Genomic DNA, 16,793 nt, shown 5'->3' on the forward strand with positions numbered 1-16,793 from the left:
ATTGGCGGTCTTCGAGTCTTCCCGGGCTCGAGCCCGCTCCCGTGCGCGCCGTTCTGCCCGCTCAACGCTGTCCGCGCCGCATTCCCGGAGCAGGCGCTCGATCTCTTTCTCCGTCTCTGCTCGAGCCAGCTGCAGGGCGGCGAAACTCGCGCCGGGGCGGACTCGAAGCCTGAGGACGTCCGGCAGTTCGAATCTGAACGCCTCGGCCGCGCGAAAATCCCGATGGTCACCGGCCGACAAACCTACCGTCTCTTCGTTGACACGCGTTTCAATGCGCTGGAGCGCGTCGATGGCTACCTCGGGAGCGCCCGCGTGCAGCGCAGCCGCCGCCTCGCGTCGTGTCCGATCGGCCTGTCGAACCCTGCCGATACGTGCATCGTCCACCGGATTCGCCCTAACTGCCGCATCGGCCGCGTCGATCTGACGTTGGAGCGCCTCGATCCGCTCGATGCGTCCGGCCAACCTGGCCCTTCGTTCCCTCGCTTCGAGGTATTCGACCCGGTTCCTCGCTGCCGTGAGATGCGCGCCTGCTTCCCGCTCCTCCCGTTCCGCCCCCTTCACGGCCGCTTCCGCGTCGTCATAGGCGGACTTCATTCGCGTGAACGCGGCTGTGATCTCTGTAAGCTGGGTCTTCGCGGCCTCAAGGGCCTTCGCGGATTCCGCAGCCTGATCTTTCAATGTGGCGCGCGCCTCCGCGGCGCCTCTGGCCTTCGTCTGCGCCGTCTCCGCCAGAGCGTGAGCGGTCTGTGCCTTGTCGACGCGTTGCCTGACGGACTCGAATGCTCGCAACGCTTCGGCGCGCCTCGATTCCTCGATCTTGGCCGCCGAACCCTGTTCTTCCAGTCTTGTGACGTCCTGTTGCAGGCGCTCGTACTTTTCGATCTGTTCCTCCAACTCGCCCAGTTGCGCCCGTGCCTCCCCGTCACCTGACTTCGCTTTTTCGGCCTCCACCCGGGCCTTCTGCAGTTCCCCGGTCTCCGACCCTCTGTTCAATGTGAAGTATCGCTTGTAGATGCCTTCGACCCTCGGAACCAACCCGCTGTCGGCCAGTTCCTCACCGCCCACCCCCGAAAGCTCATCGAGGGCGGTCATCAGATCGAATCGGCATCGGCCTCGTCGGGCATGACTGCGAGGTCCGAGGTGCGCTCGTGATAGCGTACCTCGGCGAACAGCGATTCCGCATGGTCTCTCGCCGCTACCAGGGCCGCGTGGGCGGCAACCGGGACGGTACCGGTGAATCCAAACTGCAGAACCGTTCGCTCCGGTGTCTCGAATCCGTCAATCCAATCCCGGAATGCGGCGACGTCTTCCGGTCCATTGATATCCCAGTCCCGGTTCACGAATTGCCAGTCCGAAACGAATACGGGCGTCACTTTCGGGTCGGCGTGGTGTTCCAGTTCGACGATCAGACCCCTGCCCGAGTCCACTTCGTCGAAGTCCGTCGCGACCGGCGCGCCCGAATACCAGACTCGCGGATCCACCTCGGTGACGCTATGCCGGTCACCGAGGGCGAGGTAGTGGAACTTGTCTGCCGATATCGCGGTTCCAACCGACCCCAGGTCGATGACGGCAGGATTCAACGCAACCGGCGACAGCGTGGAAACGGCACCGTGTGCGACCGCCACGCGGAATCCAGGTGCCGGGGCCATATCGCGTGACATCTCCGCGACGAGATCACTGAGCGGATGTTTCCCGAATCAGGGGGCGCCCACGACCTCGACCTGCTCGAGGCCGGGAACCTTCATGGGTCGGGATTCCCCGATGAGGTGTACGTGACCGGGACAATGCGCCACGAATGTCCTGTGCTTGAAAACCGTCCCGGCATCCAGGGGGGCGTGATTGCCGGGCAGCAGAAACACGGGGACCGGCACGGCCTCGAACGCCTTCAGCGCCCTGATCACCGTCTGCGCGGCGACCTGGTTCGATTCGAAGATGTCTCCCGCCACGACCATGAACTGCACCCCGTGCCCGGTCGCCAGGGTTCCCAGGCGCCGAATCGCATCGATCCGGTCCTGGGTGAACCGGTGCTGGGCACCGTCGCCGAGATACCAGCGGGTCATACCAAGCTGGAGGTCGCTGGGATGGAGGAATCGGACGGTCATATGACGTGGCGCTTCTCGAATACAGGACAGGGGATGACTAATGGCTCAAGATTAACATTGAGAAACGGGATTGCCTCGAGACGTCTCTTCCCTGGATCCCGCGCCGACAGCGAACCGCTAACATACACCTGGCACGAACGTTCTACGGGAGGCCACAAGCTCCCGATTCCGAAAATTATCGCGGGGCCGCAGGGACATTCATCACTTCCCCCGCCGGGTCGGACGCGCATAAAATACCCCTGCAATAAAACATAGAAATGTTCTTAGGCGATTGCCGGAAATTGGCATACCAGATCGCGCCGGATTTTCGTTCGTCATCAAGGCGCGACAACAGGCGCATCGTCGAACGATGGAACGGTTGTCGCAACACGGAGGACGGGCGACAAAGACAAGCAGAATGGTATGTCATTTGACAGAAATCGCCTTTAATTCGCGATCCCATCAGGAGGAAGGGAACCACCATGAAAACCCTGTCCCGCACGCTCATCGGTCTGGTCATCCCGGTGTGGTTGTTCCCGTCCACCGGGTTCTCCGAGGAGGCGGCAGCCACGAAAGCGGATGACGAAGAGAAACCCAAGACGGTCCATCACATCAAGCCGGAGGCCTGCAAGAAGTGCCACGAGGAGATCTACCTGCAATGGAGCGACTCCATGCACGCCAACAGCAGCGCCCTGAAAGATCCGATTCACGGCGCCTTCTACAAGAATGTGATGGGCGATCCGACCCAGGAGGGTGTGCGCGGTCCGCAGATCCCCGTCAAGAAGGACAAGTATCCGGTCTGCCTGAAGTGCCACGCCCCGGTCGCGGCTATCGACAAGAAGACGAAGCTGGACGCCAAGAAGGCCTACGGGGACGGCGTGAGCTGCGTGACCTGCCATTCGTTCACCGCCTTCAAGGGCGTGGACTCGCCCTCAGGCAAGCCCCAGTACGGCGTCGACGCCTACGAATATGACACCGAGACCCTCTATGGCCCCTCCGGCATCACCTACACCACCGAACGCGTAGCCGAGGACGCCGAATGGCCCACACCGGTGCACCATCCGCAACCCATGAAGGGTAACAAGGCAGCGCTTTTCAAGAGCAACGACGCCTGCATGGGCTGCCACGACAAGCGCAAGAACTTTCACGGCACACCGCTGTGCCTCACGGGCGCCGAATACGCGAAGGGCGAGACCTTCATCAATTGCCAGGCCTGTCACATGCCGATCGTGACGGTACCCAAGCTCGACAAGGGCGAGATCGTCGAGGGTCAGACGGTCACCATTGCCGATCACAGCATGGCCGGCGGACACGACGGAAAGATGGTCACCCGCGGTATCGCCATGACCATGGATATCAAGAAGGTCGGCGACGTGATCCATGCCAACCTCACGGTCCACAACCGCCTGCCCCACAGCTACCCGACCGGGGCGCCGTTCCGCAACTTCTATATCAAGGTGGCAGCCTATGACAAGGACGGCAAGGAGTTATGGAAGAACTACGAGATCCATCCCATCAAGGACGATCCGAAATCGGCGTTCTGGTACACCATCGGCGACGTGGAGAAGCGCAAACCCACCTCCCCGCCGTACGCCACCGGCGTGCTGAAGGACACCCGCCTGGCACCTAACGAGACCCGCGAGCTGACCTACGAGATCCCCGCGAACGATCAGATCGCGATTATCCGCGCCGAAGCCCTGTACGATCTGCTGCTGCCGCCGATCAAGGCCAAGAACAAGGGCAAGCTGCCTGACGAGTTGCTGCAGCCCAAGCTGGCGGCCTCCGCGGAAGTCCGGATCTAGTCGAGCGATAACGGGCGCGCCCGGGGGAAACCGGGTGCGCCCCGCGTCCCCTGTTTCAGCATGACAATTCGGTATCTCAACAAGGGCATTGCCGCCACTTTGCTGTTGTTGTCTGTACACCTGCAAGCCGCGGCTGCGCCCGATAGCGACAATCCGGGAACGCCGGCTCAGGGGTCCGAGAACGACTGGGACTGGGGAGATCCGGTCTCTCCCGATCCTCCCGGTGATACCGGGGTGACCGAGGGATCCGGAGCGCCCTCCACTGCCGAGTCTCGTATTCCCGGAAACGCGATCCCGTCACCTGAATCGCCCGAGGTCGATGCCGTCGATTCAAATACCGACGAGACCTCCCTCCTAGACACAGCGACCGCGGCTGGCGACACGCCCCGGAGTGCCTCCGCCGAATTGGGACACAAAGGGGCGACCGGCGGCAGCGAATCCGAGCGTGCCGGCTCGATTGCAACCACCACAGAAGCGAGCGAGACGGCCGGCGGCGGTGAAACCGACCTGGGTGACTGGGACTGGGGGGAGATCCAGGAGGCGACCGAGCCGCCCGCCGTCACGGTGACTCGGAGACACAAGGACAAGAAGCGCAAGGGACCGCGGGTTGGTGCTACTGCCGAACCCGATTTCGAGCGTGAGCCACTGCCCGGGCAACCCGTGTTCGCCGACGCGCCCACCTATCTGGTCGTCCCGAGCCAGAAGGACACGGACATGCACCCCTGCAGCGATTGCCATGAATGGGCCGAGAGCGATCCCACACCCCGTTCACTGCAGGATCCCCACGACAATTTCACCCTCGATCACGGGCTGCACGGCAAAGGCGAATTCTGGTGCTTCACCTGCCACCATCTGGAAGGCGACGGGGGTCTGAAAACCCTGGAGGGGGTACCGCTCGGATTCGACGACGCCTACATAGTCTGCGCCCAGTGCCACTCGCAGGAGGCCCGTGACTGGTCCTATGGCGCCCACGGCAAACGCGTCAATAACTGGTCGGGTGAACGCACCATCCTCAACTGCACGGTGTGCCACTACCAGCACCGGCCGAACATCGGCGCCCGCGCGCCGAAACCGCCCCGACCCGTCCCCTCGCTCAACAACCGAAAACACAGCGGCGCTCCCCCACGGGAGGAACGGATCTGGGAGCGGTATGCCAGAAAGAAAGCGGCGGAGGCCAGCCATGGACCGTGAACGCACGAAAGACGCCACTCAGGTGAACCGTTACCGGCGCCGCTTCCTGCAGGGCGCAGCCGCAGCCGCGGCGACCACTGCCGCCGCCCCGGTACCGTCCTGGGGCGGCAGCACCCTGGGAGACGTCTTCGCGGACTTCTTTCAGGATCACTACCAGCGCATGACGCCCGAGGAGATCCAGGAGACGCTGCGTCGTATCGAACGCAAGGCGAAACGACGCTACGGCGTCGAAATCCAGTGCAAGAACACGCCACCGCAGGAGAACGTCGTATTCGGTTACGCCATCAACATCTCGAAATGCAGGGGCTACAGGGACTGCGTGGACGCCTGCGTCGAGGAGAACAACCTCGGCCGGGACATGCGCTACATCCACGTGCTGGAGATGGATCAGGGTAGTCAGAACCTGCGTACGGCCGACCGCTACTACGATCGGAAGCAGGTCCCGGCACAAGGCAAGTACTACCTGCCGATCCAGTGCATGCACTGCGACGAGCCACCGTGTGTCAAGGCCTGTCCGGTCGAGGCAACCTGGATGGAGCCCGACGGTATCGTCGTAGTGGACTACGACTGGTGCATCGGCTGTCGTTACTGCATGACGGCCTGCCCCTACGAGGCGCGCCATTTCAACTGGGGCGGCCCCAGGCTGAGCGGCGCAGAGATCAATCCGGACACCCACTATCTGGGCAATCGACCACGCCCCAAGGGTGTGGTCGAGAAATGTCATTTCTGCGTACAGCGTACGCGGGAGAATCGCCAGCCCGCCTGCCAGGAGGCCTGCCCGTCGGGTGCGCGGGTGTTCGGCAACCTGCTCGATCCGGATAGCGAGATCCGCTACGTGCTGGAGAACAAGGCCGTCTTCCGCCTCAAGGAGGGCCTGGGGACCGAGCCCAAGTTCTGGTACTACCGCGACATCTAGTCATGACCTTCTTCCTCTTTCTGCGCGACGGGCTGCGCAGCATGTCGAGCGGGCCGCCCCTGTACTGGCTGTGGATGGGTGCGCTGGCGCTGGTCGTCCTGTTCGGCGGCTGGCGTTACCTGCACCAGCTCGACGAGGGACTGATCGTCACCAACATGAGCAATCAGGTGTCGTGGGGGTTCTATATCTCGAACTTCACGTTTCTCGTCGGTGTCGCGGCGGCGGCCGTCATGCTGGTCATCCCCGCCTATATCTTCGATCGCCAGGACATCAAGGACGTCGTGCTGATGGGCGACACCATGGCGGTGACCGCGGTACTGATGGCCATGGGATTCATCGTGGTGGATCTGGGCCGCCCGGACCGAATCTGGCACCTGATTCCACGCATCGGTCGGTTTCATTTTCCGGAATCCCTGCTGGCCTGGGATGTGGTCGTCCTGAGTGGTTACCTGATCCTGAACCTCGGCATCTCCTTCTATATCCTGTTCAGTCACTACCGGGGCTATATCCCCAAGCTGCGGATCTACTTTCCCTTCGTCATCATCGCGATCTTCTGGGCGATCTCGATCCACACGGTCACCGCCTTTCTCTATTCCTCGAACAGCGGCCGTGCGTTCTGGAGCAACCCGCTGCTGGCTCCCCGCTTCATCGCCTCGGCCTTCGCCTCCGGCCCCGCCCTGATGATCATCGGTTTCCAGATCATCCGCAAGATCAGCAACTACCCCGTCGCGCAGAGCGTGATCAACCTCCTGGCCCTGGTCATGGGCGTGGCGCTGCAGATCACCATTTTCTTCATTGGCGCCGAGCTGTTCACTGACTTCTACAACGAGGGCGAGCACGCCGCCTCGATCCGCTATCTGTTTCTGGGGCTGGACGGGCACCATGCGTTACAACCCTGGATCTGGATGGCGTTGTGCATGCTTGGCATCGCCGTCGTTATCCTGATGATCCATCCACTGCGGTTGAACCCCTACTTTCTCAACGTCGCCTGCGTGCTCACGGTCGCCGGTATCTGGATCGAGAAGGGCATGGGGCTGGTCATCCCCGGATACGTACCGACACCGCTGGGCGAGGTATACGAATATCTGCCGAACTGGAACGAGATCGCGATCACCCTGGGGATATGGGCCGCCGGACTGATGCTGTTCACGGCGATGGCCAAGGCCGCCATTCCCATCGAGTGTGGGGCGTTGAGACGACCCGGATTGGCCCCCGGGGAGCCGCTTTGCGCACCGCCGAAGTTACTGGGGAAAGAAACTGCCCAGGAACCCGCGCCGCTTGGCGCGCTCCCGGAAGCGGACGGAACGAGTACTCGCTAGGGATGCCTTCAACACAGGAGGCATCCTCACGCCGACACCGACCCGTATCCCCCCCGACGAGATGACCGCTTCCCGCATGCCCTGGTTCGTTCGCGGTGACGTCGACGGGTTCTTCGGCCTGGCACTCGACAACCTGGTTCAGCTGCTGGTCATCGTCAGCCTGTGCAAGTCGGTCCTGGGGTTTCCGGACGCGCTGCTCTACGGCCGTGTATTGCCCGGTGCTGCAGTGTCGCTCCTGGTCGGAAACCTTTTCTACGCCTGGCAGGCCAGAAGGCTGGCGGTACGTGAAGGGCGGACCGATGTCTGCGCCCTGCCCTACGGCATCAATACGGTCTCCCTGTTCGCCTACGTGTTTCTGGTCATGCTGCCGGCAAAGGCAATGGCCACGGCAGCGGGGGCGGCGGACCCTGCGCGGGTCGCGTGGCAGGCCGGGCTGCTGGCCTGCTTCGGGTCCGGCCTGATCGAACTGGGCGGTTCCCTGGTCGCGGAACGGGTCCGCCGCATCACGCCCCGGGCGGCACTGCTGTCGACACTGGCCGGCATCGCCCTGGGATTCATTTCTCTCGGGTTTCTGTATCGAACCTACGCCCACCCCGTGGTGGGCCTGAGCACGCTCGCCGTCATCCTGCTGACCTACTTCGGTCGCGTCCATTTTCGCGGCGGACTGCCGGGCGGACTGGTCGCGGTGGCCCTGGGAACCGCACTGAGCTGGATCCTGGGGATCGCCCCGACGGGAGCGCAACCGCCCGGTCCGTCCCTGGCCCTGCCCCTTCCGGTGGCCAGCGACCTGCTTCAGGCGCTGCGGTCGCCGCAGGTGCTGACCTATCTCTCGGTCATCATCCCGATGGGGCTCTTCAACGTCATCGGCTCGCTGCAGAACATCGAATCGGCGGAGGCCGCCGGAGACAGCTACCCGACCGCGCCGTCGCTGGCGGTCAACGGAACCGGCACCCTGCTCGCCAGCCTGTTCGGGTCCTGTTTCCCCACCACGCTCTACATCGGACACCCGGGCTGGAAGGCGATGGGCGCGAGGGCGGGATACTCGATCCTGAACGGCGCCATTCTCAGCACGCTGATCTTCACCGGCACCCTGTCGTGGCTCGTCTGGAGTGTCCCGGTCGATGCCGGCATGGCGATCGTGCTGTGGATCGGGATCGTCATCTCCGCCCAGGCCTTCCAGGCCGTCCCCCGCACACATGCCCCCGCCGTGGTGCTCGGCCTGCTGCCGGGCATCGGCGCCTGGGGTGCGCTGATGATCAAGGACGGCCTTCGCGCCGCCGGTTATGGCGCTCCCGACGGGCCGGCGTTCTCCGCCGATCTCGTCCCCGTGTTTCAGAGAGCCGGGGTATGGGCGGACGGCGCATTCGCGCTGGAACAGGGTTTCATCCTCACCGCGATGATCCTGGCCGCAACCACGGTCTTCGTCATCGAGCGCCACTTCGCCAAGGCCGCGTTCGTTTGCCTGCTCGCCGCGGCGCTGTCGTCGACGGGCCTGATGCACGGATATCGCTGGACGGCCTCGGACACGGTGCTGAACCTCGCGCCCGCCTGGCCCTGGGCGATCGCCTATGCGGCAATGGCGCTCTGTTTCTTCGCGGCGAAGTGGGTCGCGGTGCCGGACGATGCGGATGCCAGTGGCGCATGACACCACGCGCGACGGACCCATGAAGTTCGGTCCGCTGTTTCAGGAGTTCATCCAGATCGCCGGCGTCATCGACGCGGCGGAGGCGCACCTGCTCGCGGACCTCGGCGTACGATTCGCCGCGACCTGTCATCCTGGCGGGCGGACTGACGGACAACGTGCGCGAGGCCATTCTGACCGTCCGGCCGGCCGGGGTGGACACCCACACGGGGGTCGAGGACGCCTCGGGGCGCAAGGACCCGGCAAAGGTCGAGCGGTTCGTCTCGGAGGCGCGGAAAGCGTTTCAGCGACTCGCCGACGGTTCTCCCGAAACCTCCCGCACCCGTTGAAGCAGCGCCAGGTCGGCATGCGGCGGACCGATCAGGGAGAGTCCGAGCGGTCTGCCGTCGACCGAGGCCAGCGGCAGCGAAACCTGTGGCAGGCCGCACATCGGCGCGATGCAGGTCAGGCGCAGGGTCGCCTCGCGGATCCGGTCCGCCTCGCGGTGCCGAGGCCCTTGCGCGGTGCGGGACCCGGGGTGGTCGACAGGAGGAGGACGGTATCGTCCCGCAGGAGTTCCGTGATCCGCGACGTGGTTTCGCGCCGAAATGCCTGCGCACTCCCGGCATCCGCACCCGCGGTCTCCCGGATGGCATCGAATCGGCTGGCCACCTGCGGACCGAAGCGAGGCCGGGTGCGGGTAATCCAGTCGCCGAATACATCCCAGATCTCGGGCGCGCGGATGCGGTTGAAATTCGCCAGCCAGTCGGCATAGAGGTCATCGCTCAGTGTCGTGCCGCCGGCCATGTCCGAAAGACCGTACATGCGGTTCACCGCCGCATCGAGTGGCGGAAGGGACTCCGGATCCGCCAGCTCCATGGCATCGCACAATACGAACGCCCGACTTAGCCGGTTCCCGGACATACCGGCGTTCCGCGAACCTTCGATAAGGACACGGCCCGCTCGCTCCAGCGTGCCGGCATCCCGCGCCAGCCAACCCACCGTGTCGCAGCTTGGAGACAGCGCCATCACCCCGTCGATCAGGACGCTTCCGTGGGTGCGCCGCATGCCGTAGATCCCGCAATAGCTTGCTGGCACGCGGATCGATCCGGCGGTGTCCGTCCCCAAAGCGAACTCCACCAGGCATCCCGCGACCGCCACGGCCGAACCGCTGGACGATCCGCCCGGGATCGCATCCGGGGCGGCGGGATTGACCGGGGTGCCGTAATGCGCGTTCTCCCCGGAGAGGCCGAAGGCCAGTTCGTCGGCAATCGTGATGCCAGTCAGGCGAGCACCCGCTTCGAGCAACATCGCCACGACCGCGGCATGTCGGTGAGCCGGCGTGTGGGTACGAAGCCAGTCCGGATTGCCGCCACCCGTGCTGACACCCTTCACGTCGATGACGTCCTTGACGGCGAAACGCAATCCGTCGAGTGGCACATCCGCCGCCGAGTGGCCTTCGATGTCTAGTTTCAGCCGGAACGTGCCCTTCCGTTCAATGGGGTCAGACGCGTTGGCCATCTTGTCACTTAGAGGGACTCAAATCAGCATCTTGACAGCATAATAATAAAGCATCATGATGCCTTCCATGAGAACGACAGTCACACTCGACCCTGAAGCCGAACGCCTGCTCAAGGAGGCCATGCACCGACGCGGGCAATCCTTCAAAGAGGTGCTCAATCAAGCCGTGCTCCGGGGTCTCGCAGACCTCGAGGTCAGCGGCGAAGAGGCGCCCTTCGAGATTGAGAGTTCGCCGATGCGCTTGCTGGCCGGCTATGATCCAGCTCACCTCAACCGGCTGAACGACGACCTGGAAGCTCAGGCCTTCGTGGACCTCACGGTTCGGCTCGAGGAACAGTCGACGGACAAGCGGTGATCATCCCGGACGCCAACCTGCTTCTCTACGCGTACGACTCCGAAAGCAAATTCTTTGCTCCCGCGCGAAGCTGGTGGACCGATTGCCTGAACGGCACCCGACCCGTAGGTCTCTGCCACGCGGTCATCTTCGCGTTCGTCCGGATCAGCACCAATTCTCGTGTATACGCAAATCCCATTTCGCTCGACACGGCCACAAGGCATGTGGAAACCTGGTACACGAGGCGAGTCACTCGTACCCTGCTACCGGACGAGGGACACCACACCGCTGTTCTCGACCTGCTACAGGCTGCAGGGTCGGCCGGCGCCAACCTGGTGACCGACGCCCAGATCGCGGCCATCGCACTTGCACACCGAGGCGAGGTTCATACGGCGGACCAGGATTTCCGCCGTTTCCCCAGGCTCAAGTGTCGGCTTCCCCTGCAGGCCTGAGCCAGCAGCGGGGGCTTGGGTGTATTGGAAAAAAGATAAGGAGAAAAAGTCAAAGACCCCGGGGCGATACGGAGCCCGATATTGAAGTACCGAAGCGACGGCTCCCCGCTGATGCGGCTCGCCAAGCAAACGCCCGCCCCTCCCGGCAGTCCGGCCCCGGTCCGCTGGATCGTCGCGACTGAACCTGGTAAGTGCGGTCGGCAGACCCAAGCCGCAGCAAAAGGCTTTATCTGAATCCGGAACGTGAATCCACCTTCATGGGCGGTCACCTCTCGAAGACTCGCACCGCGTGGCGCTCGGGAAAGGGAAAACTCTTTCTGTTCTAAACCCCTCGGTCCGCGACATAGACCAGCCGAGTGCTCGGCAACTCCTCGGCCAACTCCTCGGCCAACTCCGCTACGCGCGTATAGCCTCCGATCCAGCGCTCACTCTCCCTGGACCCGGCCGTACCCCCCGAGGCATCCTTCGGCTCCCGCGCCCACATCCAGGCATCCAATACCCCGAGCGGTTCACGCACTGGACTCACCGCATAGGTCGGGTGCAGATACATGCCGCGCTGTGCCTCGTAGCTCAACGGACCCAACCCATCGATGGCCTGCCCTCTTACCCGTTTTCACGCTGTTTGTCAGCCGATCTGGATGCCGCGATCGGCAGGCGTATGCCGCGGGAGTCGCTCGTCGAATCAGTTGCTGGCGGCACGCTCCTCTACGGGTCCGCGGCAAATAACCGCGGGTTTTCGTCGTGCAGCTTGAGGTCGTGTTTCTGGCCAATTGCATCGAATAAGTCGATGATCTCGAACTTTTCCGGATCCCGGGGGATGCGTTTCATTGGCTCGCGTGGTACTTCGTGGTTTCCTGGAAGCGAACTAGGATTCCTTGATCGTCCCTCCCGACAGGTACCAGCCTGTAACGCCCTGATTTTCTAACCGGATTACATCCCGCTGGAGGAAGTTATCCAGCTTCCGGATATTTCAGATCAAGGCGTCGGAAACCTAACACCAGCGAGCCGGGGGTGGGATCCGCGATGTCCGTTCCTGGCCGGCAACTGCCCTTAACTGCCGCCCGGAGGGCCGAGCAAGGTCGAAGGGCAGTTCTCGACATATTTTTACCCATCAGAAAAAATGCTGCACGAAAAAATTCACTGAAAGTATCCATTCCGGACGTAGCTGTCGGTCAGCAACCATCGATGCTTTTATTGTGACAATTGGTAAAATCTAATAGAGCCAATAACGATACTGCCGGCAGCGCTACACACAGACACTTGCTTCATCCGATGTGCCGAGCCAGAAGCCCAGGCTCTTGTCGAGAAATTCCTCCCACGGCATGTAATGGGATCCGTCACACGAGAAGGTAAGCCCGATGAGGCCGTTGAAGATGTTGAGCATCCCCGAGCGCAGGTAAATGGTTTCATCCATGAATCTGAGGTCACGGAAACAGCGCAGGATACGGACGACGGCATCTTCCGGGATACTGGCATCGGCAGGATAGTCCCTGCGGGGATAGGCCAGGCAGAGATCAGGGTTGCTGAGTTCCTCGATGCCGTGGATGCGAAAGCGATACGGGTCGTCCACCGTCCACAGGGTTGCGCGTGAACTCGAGAAGTGCAGCTTGGCATGGAAAATCCCGTTGACTGTGACCAGCTCGGCGAGCAGGTCCAGCACCACGTCGATACATTCGTCCATAGGACTGGTCACCCGTGCCTGGTGGAAGAGGCCGGATCGGATGGCCGGATCGCCCTTGAGTTGCATCCAGTACCCCGGCTGCTGGTACAGGGCCTGAGTAACGGGCAGTTCGCGCAGGTCGAAGTCTGCACCAAGGTAGCCGAGCAAGTGGCCATCATCAGCGCGTATGATCTGAACGGCAGTCAATGAGGGGCGCCTGGCATTACGGCTGATGTAGGCATCGGAGAGCGAAAATGCTTCGCCAGCCAGTGCATCGGCAAGATAAGGGCGCTCGCTGCGGTCACGACCGTAGTGTGCTTCCAGCAGACCGGCGCGGGAAGCATTGGAGGTGATCTGGCGCGCTCTCTCGTCGAGTAGGTATAGATACTTGCAGTACGGTAGCTCGGCCAGCCCCTCTATCAGGCGGGCCTCCAGGGCCTCCCGGTTCGCCCAGAGTTGTCTGCAGTCATCCGCGATATTGATGAGCGAGGCTGACAGCCAGCTTTTCAGGGTGCTGCGCTGGCGGTCAATGGATTCCTGGAGTGTGGCATTCATGGTGGCTGGGCAATCTGTTACCCAACCGTAGCACGAACCGGACATGAAAAGTCAGGGGGGGGTGTGTGCCGCATCCAATCCAATGCATTTGCCTGCCCTGCAACCGTTTGAGACAACTGGAGTGGATGACAGCAAGCGCTAAGCAAAGAGCAGGGAGTTTTGAAGATGAAGCAGGGACCTCGGATCTACTACTCCGAAGCCAAAAGGGCCTGATGTGGGATCGCTGGCGAAAGAGGTCAAACTTTTCCCGCTTTACAGCTAATCCTCTCAGCCGCCTAGGAGCCTGTCGGATTTAGGCGATCGTAGCGAGCATTGTGGGAGAGCGAGACAAAAAGTTCACGATTTCGAGGCGCATAGTGGGCCTACGCAACGAGGAATCGGGGATTTTTTGGCCGGTCTCCCATCAGCGCAGTAGATTGTTCCTAAAGCCGACAGGCTCCTAGAATGGCGGCATCTGGTATCTCGAAACGTTCCTCGCCAACCCGGATCAGGTTTAGGTCGCTTTGATCTTCGTAGCTGAATTCCCCGTACCCGTCTGCGTCGATTGTGTCCGCACCACCGGGGATACCTCGACGGAAGAAGATCATGCGTTTCACGCCATCCGGTTTCGTGACAACCACCGTGGCAAAACCGCCGCCCTGGCGGGCGACACCGAAATCGCATTGCATCATTGGCTGCTCGGCATACTGGGCGCAGGGGATCTTGCCTGTGGCATCGAATCGCCCCGGCCGGCACGCAGAGAAGAGGTCTCGGCCCCCTTGGCACGCTACCGTCGGGCGCGGCCGCTGGTTTGAGGTACTCGGCGGCAAAATAGCCACGTGGCCCGCCACCGAAAGGCTGCACGTCGCACCAGATCCGACCGTCGCCCCGTTGGCAGCCGAGGTTGTCGAAAATGCTCCCGGACGGATAGGCGGCCAGGATGTCCGCCGAGGTCGATGGCCGGCTGCGTAGATTGGGCACGTCGGATATACCAGTCACTTCCCAGTTGAGTGGGCCGCCGTCTTCCGGCGAGTCGGGCACGCCCTGTGCCGAAACCGGCACAACAACGCCAAGTCCGATGAAGACGAACACGGTCGAGATCAGGCGCATAAAGGCGACTCCCATCGAAGCGTTACCAGAATCTCTGGCTGGCAGACCTCGACAATCAGCGAATCCGTTTTATCCCGCCAACCACAGCGGCGATGCACCGAGCTTCCAGGTCAGCCCCGGACACAAGCACGACTACATATGCGCTGGCACCCGGCTTGAGCCGGTGCGCGTCCGTTTTTAGTTGCTACCAGGCTACCCTTTTCTGGTGTTGTCGATCAAACTTGGCGTACTCATCCAACCGGTATCCGTTTTGCATTTCTGTCATCGGGTCGGTGCAACCAAGGAGTAGCCTATGGACATAACGGGTTTGTTGATCTTCCTCGCCATCGGCGCGGTAGCCGGCTGGCTGGCCGGCACGCTGATGAAAGGCGGCGGCTTCGGGCTGCTGGGCAACATCATAGTCGGCATCATCGGCGCGGTGATCGGCGGTTTCCTGTTCGGCCTGCTGGGCATCAGCACGGGGGGATTGATCGGTTCGATCATCACCGCGACGGCCGGTGCCGCGATATTTCTGTTTGTCGTTGGACTGATCAAGAAATAAGCCTCACGGACGTCGGCATATAAAACGCCATCCCCTTTGGCGGGGTGCGGCGCCTGCAAGCGCCGCGGTTCATAATTCGAGGAACAGTTTCCGTGGAACAATTGGATCCGATCGGCGAGTAGTAACTCGAGTACAGATTGCGATTTCGTACAACAGCGGCACATCGAGACTGGTGTTGGCCAGGTTGCCCTCGGCCGCAGCGAGTGCAAGTACTGGAAACCAGACCAGTGCAAGCAGCACGACACCACGACGGTTGATGTCGTGCTTGCCGTTTTCCTGCAGTTTGAGACGGAAAGAGAGCTGGTGGAATAGGGCCCCCGTGGAAAGACGAAACTCGCTGTATGAACTTGTCATGCGATTTGCCCGATTCTCCTGATGCGATGCAGCCACTGGCCCGTCAACAGTGGCGCAACTGCGAGAAAGCGCTGACCAGACAGCATCCCCGTTTCATGCCGGAGGCGCCGGGTCGGATGGATGCTGGTTACGCACTACTCAGATGTCCCGGAACGCCGTGATCGCACCTTCGTCTATCGCCGATTTCAGCCTTCGGAAGTCAGCTTCCGTGCGATCGGCATACCGATCCGCTAATTCGACGATCACGTCGTCGAATGTCGTCTCGTCCCCGATATATCCGTGGATCATCGCCGCATCACCGGTCCGTGCATGGGCCAGTGCGAGGGCCTTGCCGCATACGCCGGCATAGGCCTCGAGGCCTTTCCGGTCCCCATGCCTCGACGGCAAAACTCCCCTTACCATCCCAGAGCTGGCGCACATAGTAGTCATTGGTATGGCCATCGTCGCCGTAGAAGCGAGCCCACCCAAGCAGCACGTCGCTCGCCGCCTGGATCATCCGCTGACCCTCGACCACGCGCTGGCCGGCATGATCGAATCCTCGGGTCTCGACACAGGGTTCCAGCACCGATGGACCAGCCTGCTTGAGTTGCAGGAACAGTGGTGTCCCGTCTCCGGATTCGCACAGGATAATCCAGCAGAAAGTGCCGTCGCTTCCGACCCCGACCACCTTCCAGCTTTAACGCTCACGACCTTTGACCCGCCCCTACTCACAGAAAGTGACCCACCTTTCCAGCGGCTTTGGTTCTGCCCATCGATTCTGACCCACCCACCGTAGACCGATCTTCAATTTACTGACATAGACTGCCGGGACGCAAAGACTCTTGGTTTCGATTTCGCTCGAACCGAGGCTTGGTATGGAGCAGAGGCGTTGCGCGGGTTGCCACAAACTCTTTCATCCCCGTCCTCAGTGCCCTGATCAGACGTTCTGCTCAGCCGCCGAGTGCCAACGCGAGCGCAAGCGCCGGTGGCAGAAGGCCAGGCGAACGGCCGCTGCCGATTACCGGGATAACGATGTTCAGGCCAACCGGCAGTGGCGCAGCCGGCATCCGGGTTATTGACGCGAGCATCGACGCAAACACCCCCCAGTACGTCACCGCCAATCGGCAACAGTAGCGCGAGCGAGAGCGGGCCAGTCGGCCGCAATGCGCTTTGGGCAGCGTAGAGTAGAGATGTGGCGCGGTGACGGTAGGCGCGGCCTATCTGTTGCCGCCCCTTTCGTTGGGCGGTGCCTCACTAGCCGAACCCTGACTCCGTTTCCACATCCCCCTCATCGAACCCGGCGTGCCGATCTCCGGCACCGGGCTCTCGGACAAGACCTCACGCCTTCGCCCACGGCACGTTGCGCTTCGACTTCGGT

The 16,793-nt window shown here is 62.2% G+C and carries 15 protein-coding genes and 4 pseudogenes; 9 read left to right on the plus strand and 10 right to left on the minus strand.

Features of this window, described 5'->3' with window-relative positions; genetic code table 11:
- The 3 genes from LJE91_08255 to LJE91_08265 all read right to left on the minus strand — a co-directional run.
- On the minus strand, positions 1 to 1,092 hold a 1,092-nt coding region (locus tag LJE91_08255; GenBank protein ID MCG6868708.1), incomplete at its 3' end, for a hypothetical protein.
- Entirely contained in the window at positions 1,092 to 1,649 is a 558-nt protein-coding gene (locus LJE91_08260) for a hypothetical protein (protein MCG6868709.1), read from the minus strand. The genes LJE91_08260 and LJE91_08255, both read right to left, overlap by 1 nt.
- 48 nt (positions 1,650 to 1,697) lie before the next feature.
- Positions 1,698 to 2,102 (minus strand): metallophosphoesterase, encoded by a 405-nt coding sequence (locus tag LJE91_08265; protein ID MCG6868710.1) that lies wholly within the window; start codon positions 2,100 to 2,102, stop codon positions 1,698 to 1,700.
- A 461-nt stretch (positions 2,103 to 2,563) separates the two neighbouring features.
- Here LJE91_08265 and LJE91_08270 point away from each other — a divergent pair, with 461 nt between their 5' ends.
- The 6 genes and pseudogenes from LJE91_08270 to LJE91_08295 all read left to right on the plus strand — a co-directional run bounded on the left by LJE91_08270 (position 2,564) and on the right by LJE91_08295 (position 9,280).
- The gene (locus tag LJE91_08270; protein MCG6868711.1) at positions 2,564 to 3,883 is read left to right on the plus strand and encodes a cytochrome c family protein; all 1,320 of its coding nucleotides are present in this window, start codon (positions 2,564 to 2,566) and stop codon (positions 3,881 to 3,883) included.
- Between the two features lie 60 nt (positions 3,884 to 3,943).
- Complete coding sequence (locus LJE91_08275; protein ID MCG6868712.1) at positions 3,944 to 5,074, plus strand: hypothetical protein; 1,131 nt, start codon at positions 3,944 to 3,946, stop codon at positions 5,072 to 5,074.
- A complete protein-coding gene (locus tag LJE91_08280) occupies positions 5,064 to 5,990 on the plus strand; it encodes a 4Fe-4S dicluster domain-containing protein (protein MCG6868713.1) in 927 nt (308 codons plus the stop codon). Before LJE91_08275 ends, LJE91_08280 begins: the two co-directional genes overlap by 11 nt.
- Positions 5,991 to 5,992: 2 nt before the next feature.
- On the plus strand, positions 5,993 to 7,309 hold the full coding sequence (nrfD, locus tag LJE91_08285; GenBank protein MCG6868714.1) for a polysulfide reductase NrfD: 1,317 nt from the start codon (positions 5,993 to 5,995) through the stop codon (positions 7,307 to 7,309).
- Between the two features lie 76 nt (positions 7,310 to 7,385).
- The gene (locus LJE91_08290; GenBank protein ID MCG6868715.1) at positions 7,386 to 8,954 is read left to right on the plus strand and encodes an NCS2 family permease; all 1,569 of its coding nucleotides are present in this window, start codon (positions 7,386 to 7,388) and stop codon (positions 8,952 to 8,954) included.
- A 113-nt stretch (positions 8,955 to 9,067) separates the two neighbouring features.
- Positions 9,068 to 9,280: pseudogene (locus tag LJE91_08295) on the plus strand (phosphoribosylanthranilate isomerase).
- Between the two features lie 115 nt (positions 9,281 to 9,395).
- On the opposite strand, the gene LJE91_08300 reads toward LJE91_08295, so the two are convergent.
- Entirely contained in the window at positions 9,396 to 10,451 is a 1,056-nt protein-coding gene (locus LJE91_08300; GenBank protein MCG6868716.1) for an amidase, read from the minus strand.
- Between the two features lie 67 nt (positions 10,452 to 10,518).
- On the opposite strand from LJE91_08300, the gene LJE91_08305 reads away from it, so the two are divergent.
- Both LJE91_08305 and LJE91_08310 read left to right on the plus strand, forming a co-directional pair.
- Positions 10,519 to 10,806 carry a ribbon-helix-helix domain-containing protein gene (locus tag LJE91_08305; protein ID MCG6868717.1) on the plus strand — a complete coding sequence of 96 codons (288 nt, stop codon included), beginning with the start codon at positions 10,519 to 10,521 and terminating at the stop codon, positions 10,804 to 10,806.
- Positions 10,803 to 11,237: a PIN domain-containing protein gene (locus LJE91_08310; protein ID MCG6868718.1), complete on the plus strand. Its 435-nt coding sequence runs from the start codon at positions 10,803 to 10,805 to the stop codon at positions 11,235 to 11,237. Before LJE91_08305 ends, LJE91_08310 begins: the two co-directional genes overlap by 4 nt.
- 331 nt (positions 11,238 to 11,568) lie before the next feature.
- Here the strand turns inward: LJE91_08310 and LJE91_08315 are convergent.
- From LJE91_08315 to LJE91_08330, 4 genes and pseudogenes are all read right to left on the minus strand, one after another.
- A pseudogene (locus LJE91_08315) lies at positions 11,569 to 11,838 on the minus strand (IS4 family transposase).
- 645 nt (positions 11,839 to 12,483) lie between these two features.
- A complete protein-coding gene (locus LJE91_08320) occupies positions 12,484 to 13,452 on the minus strand; it encodes a PDC sensor domain-containing protein (GenBank protein MCG6868719.1) in 969 nt (322 codons plus the stop codon).
- Positions 13,453 to 13,874: 422 nt separating this feature from the next.
- Complete coding sequence (locus LJE91_08325) at positions 13,875 to 14,123, minus strand: hypothetical protein (GenBank protein MCG6868720.1); 249 nt, start codon at positions 14,121 to 14,123, stop codon at positions 13,875 to 13,877.
- 118 nt (positions 14,124 to 14,241) lie between these two features.
- A pseudogene (locus LJE91_08330) lies at positions 14,242 to 14,541 on the minus strand (SH3 domain-containing protein).
- A 292-nt stretch (positions 14,542 to 14,833) separates the two neighbouring features.
- On the opposite strand from LJE91_08330, the gene LJE91_08335 reads away from it, so the two are divergent.
- A complete protein-coding gene (locus LJE91_08335; protein MCG6868721.1) occupies positions 14,834 to 15,082 on the plus strand; it encodes a GlsB/YeaQ/YmgE family stress response membrane protein in 249 nt (82 codons plus the stop codon).
- A 69-nt stretch (positions 15,083 to 15,151) separates the two neighbouring features.
- On the opposite strand, the gene LJE91_08340 is transcribed toward LJE91_08335, so the two are convergent.
- Together LJE91_08340 and LJE91_08345 are read right to left on the minus strand one after the other, a co-directional pair.
- Complete coding sequence (locus tag LJE91_08340; GenBank protein MCG6868722.1) at positions 15,152 to 15,436, minus strand: hypothetical protein; 285 nt, start codon at positions 15,434 to 15,436, stop codon at positions 15,152 to 15,154.
- A 138-nt stretch (positions 15,437 to 15,574) separates the two neighbouring features.
- Positions 15,575 to 16,103 (minus strand): annotated as a pseudogene (locus LJE91_08345) (DUF2252 domain-containing protein).
- Positions 16,104 to 16,793: the final 690 nt, after the last annotated feature.

It is taken from the genome of Gammaproteobacteria bacterium (assembly GCA_022340215.1).
In the GTDB taxonomy this organism is placed as follows: Bacteria; Pseudomonadota; Gammaproteobacteria; order JAJDOJ01; family JAJDOJ01; genus JAJDOJ01.

What these genes read in the sequence shown, in the direction of transcription:
- LJE91_08260 (MCG6868709.1), bottom strand. Translation starts at nt 1,649, where the DNA reads ATGGCCCCGGCACCTGGATTCCGCGTGGCGGTCGCACACGGTGCCGTT.
- LJE91_08265 (MCG6868710.1), bottom strand. Translation starts at nt 2,102, where the DNA reads ATGACCGTCCGATTCCTCCATCCCAGCGACCTCCAGCTTGGTATGACC.
- LJE91_08270 (MCG6868711.1), top strand. Translation starts at nt 2,564, where the DNA reads ATGAAAACCCTGTCCCGCACGCTCATCGGTCTGGTCATCCCGGTGTGG.
- LJE91_08275 (MCG6868712.1), top strand. Translation starts at nt 3,944, where the DNA reads ATGACAATTCGGTATCTCAACAAGGGCATTGCCGCCACTTTGCTGTTG.
- LJE91_08280 (MCG6868713.1), top strand. Translation starts at nt 5,064, where the DNA reads ATGGACCGTGAACGCACGAAAGACGCCACTCAGGTGAACCGTTACCGG.
- nrfD (MCG6868714.1), top strand. Translation starts at nt 5,993, where the DNA reads ATGACCTTCTTCCTCTTTCTGCGCGACGGGCTGCGCAGCATGTCGAGC.
- LJE91_08290 (MCG6868715.1), top strand. Translation starts at nt 7,386, where the DNA reads ATGCCCTGGTTCGTTCGCGGTGACGTCGACGGGTTCTTCGGCCTGGCA.
- LJE91_08300 (MCG6868716.1), bottom strand. Translation starts at nt 10,451, where the DNA reads ATGGCCAACGCGTCTGACCCCATTGAACGGAAGGGCACGTTCCGGCTG.
- LJE91_08305 (MCG6868717.1), top strand. Translation starts at nt 10,519, where the DNA reads ATGAGAACGACAGTCACACTCGACCCTGAAGCCGAACGCCTGCTCAAG.
- LJE91_08320 (MCG6868719.1), bottom strand. Translation starts at nt 13,452, where the DNA reads ATGAATGCCACACTCCAGGAATCCATTGACCGCCAGCGCAGCACCCTG.
- LJE91_08325 (MCG6868720.1), bottom strand. Translation starts at nt 14,123, where the DNA reads ATGATGCAATGCGATTTCGGTGTCGCCCGCCAGGGCGGCGGTTTTGCC.
- LJE91_08335 (MCG6868721.1), top strand. Translation starts at nt 14,834, where the DNA reads ATGGACATAACGGGTTTGTTGATCTTCCTCGCCATCGGCGCGGTAGCC.
- LJE91_08340 (MCG6868722.1), bottom strand. Translation starts at nt 15,436, where the DNA reads ATGACAAGTTCATACAGCGAGTTTCGTCTTTCCACGGGGGCCCTATTC.